At 50.0% G+C, this 2626-nt stretch carries 1 protein-coding gene; it reads right to left on the reverse strand.

Annotated elements, in window-relative coordinates; translation table 11 throughout:
* The coding region (locus AOY24_RS21845) for an autotransporter outer membrane beta-barrel domain-containing protein (protein ID WP_054177374.1) at positions 1 to 2522 on the reverse strand (2522 nt) is incomplete at its 3' end.
* Between the last annotated feature and the right edge of the window lie 104 nt (positions 2523 to 2626).

The following is a 2626-nucleotide window of genomic DNA, read 5'->3' on the forward strand; positions in this document are numbered from 1 at the left end:
ATTTGCCCTTCAATACCCACTTTCAGCTCACCAATGTTACGTGTCCCGCTGATGTCATCCTTGATGGAGCCCATCTGTACGGTCTGGTTATTGGTGTTGTGGATCCAGTTCGCTTCAATGAACGGCTGGAAATCACGGCCTTTATCGGTATCTTTCTCCGCATGACATTTCAGGTAAGCACGGACGCCGAGGCGAGTCATCAGGTTGCCGTCAGTTTTGTCTTTAACCACCGTCCCGTTGTGCTCACGATGTGAATCGGCCTGCACGTCCATCCAGATAACCTGCGCTTTCGGTTGGAGCCAGTAGGTTTTATTTTCACTTTCCCTGACCAGGAAGCTATAACCCCCTTCAACAGACGCCGTGATACCGTCGGATTTGTAGTTTTCGCTGGCCAGATGTTCGCCGCTAACGGTGTTATCAAACCAGTTATACAGTACCCAGCTATCCAGATAGGTCCCGGTCTTATCCGCTTCATTGGCATACCAGGTGGCATACAGACCGACGCTGTAACCATCTACCTGTCCACGAGACGAATAGCCAGTGTAACTGTTACGGGTTTTACTTTTCTGGTTGGCATAACCCGCCATGGCACCCAGATGCCAGCGATCGAGGCCGTCGCTGCTCCACTGCGCCAGGTCGCCGCCTAACTGCAAAACATAACGGTTAGCGTTGGTTTTCAACTGCCCGCTGCCGTCAGTAAAGCGATTATGGCCCCCTACGTTACGCATCCACATACTGGTGACTTTTTCTTCGCCAGTCAGCATATCGGTATACTGAGTTTCACCCAGACGGTCATGCAGACGGGTGATAAACATCGTATTGGCCGCATAGTTGTTCGCCAGATAACTCCCGAATTCAGGGCGATACTGGTGCTCGACGGGACCCGGATATACTGGCGGTCCTGGAGGATCAGTTGGGTCTGGCTGCGCGGGATCGGGATCCGGCTCAGTCGGTGGTGGCGGAGGCGGCTCCACTGGCGGCGGATCCACCGGTGACAGCTCGCTGGTCAGATACCAGTCACTGGCTTTTTTCACCACGTCATAGTCGTACGCACCGGCGACGATACGCCCTGATTTGGTAAAGGTACCGTCAGAGTTTCCGGCAACCTCAACAATTTTAATCCCATCGACGGTCAGTTCACCCACACCACCAATGTTGTTGATCCCCACTTTGGTATTACCGGAGGTATCGCCATTCACTTTCAGCATGTCAGTTAATGAACCGTCACCTTCCAGTACGGTATTCAGCACTAACAGCGCGTTGGTCCCGATGTAGTTTCCTATCACAGTCAATGTTTTGAAGGTTCCCGCATCATCGCGAGACACGCCGTCAGGACTGTAGCGCAGCGTCGCCTGATCCAGCGTCAGATTAGAGACCACGGAATTTCCAGTCATCGTCCATTCGCTGCTGGCGCCCTTCATACTCAAATCCAGCGAGCCGTGGTAGGTTGCATTACTATTCTCTTGTGAGGAATCGGCTTTGCCTACAAAGCGGCTTCCATCTTCCATACGCAGATCCATGGTGCCGCCATAATAAGCACGTAAATTGCCTTCAATGTCGTACACACCTGAGTCAGCCGTATCGGTAGCGTAATCCCATGAACGAATGACGGCCTGCGAACCATATGCGTAAATGGCATAAGCGCCACTGTCAGTTACCTGAATTTTCGTGTCGCCACCCAGGTTCACCGTTGCGGACTCAGTAGATGAAGACGCATAAACGCCGTGCGCAGTGACACCAGAGGTTTTTAAATCAACGTTATTTAGGTTTATGGTTCCTTTACGCCCCACATACACTGCATGTGCATTTCGACCTGACGTCGTGACTGACGTCGCGCCATTGAGCGTAATATCCGCATTTCCTCTTGCCGTTCCTGTCAGTTGTGCAGGATCTCTACCTGCATAAATACCATAACCTGTATTCATGCTTCCGGGACCACGAGTAACAATATCCGTATTCCCATGAATAATTATGGATGACTGGGCATTGTCTTTATTCGCCGATGCGTTAGCACGTAACCCCATTCCATTTTCAGCATCAACGGTCACGTCGCCATTGACTTCAACGATTGAATAATCCGCCTGGAGTTCACGACCGATATTTATACCATCAGCGCTACTTCCTGTTGCGGTGATGTAAATATTATCGGCAATCAGCTTGCCCCCAGCATTTTTAGAATGGATTCCATCTGCTGCAGTGCCTGTGGTATTGATAACCAGATTTTTGAACTTATAACCAATATTATCAATATAGACACCCCAACCTGTTAGGCCAGCAGTAGTACCTTCTGAAGTTGTATCAATACGCACTTCATCAAAACCACTGTAATCCCTTGCCGACCCGCCAAGTGGATTGCCGTAGTGATAGATTGTGGTGTTATCGCAAAAGAGTTGAGCAGTGGTGGTGTAACCGCATGCCGCAGCGACTTGCCCGCTAAATCCTCCGAGCGCCAGCGCACTGGCGATACAGAGTGCCAATTTCCCCGGTGAGGGTGGTTTGCATTTCATTTTTTGTGTTTTCATAGGAATACCTTTTCCGTACTACTCTTTTTTCGGATAAGAGCATAAAAGACGCAGTAAAAATTAATTAAAAGGCAAAGCGGGTCCGTTCATCTTTAAAACCTTAA

This window comes from Citrobacter sp. CtB7.12, from assembly GCF_001297795.1.
In the GTDB taxonomy this organism is placed as follows: Bacteria; Pseudomonadota; Gammaproteobacteria; order Enterobacterales; family Enterobacteriaceae; genus Citrobacter_A; species Citrobacter_A amalonaticus.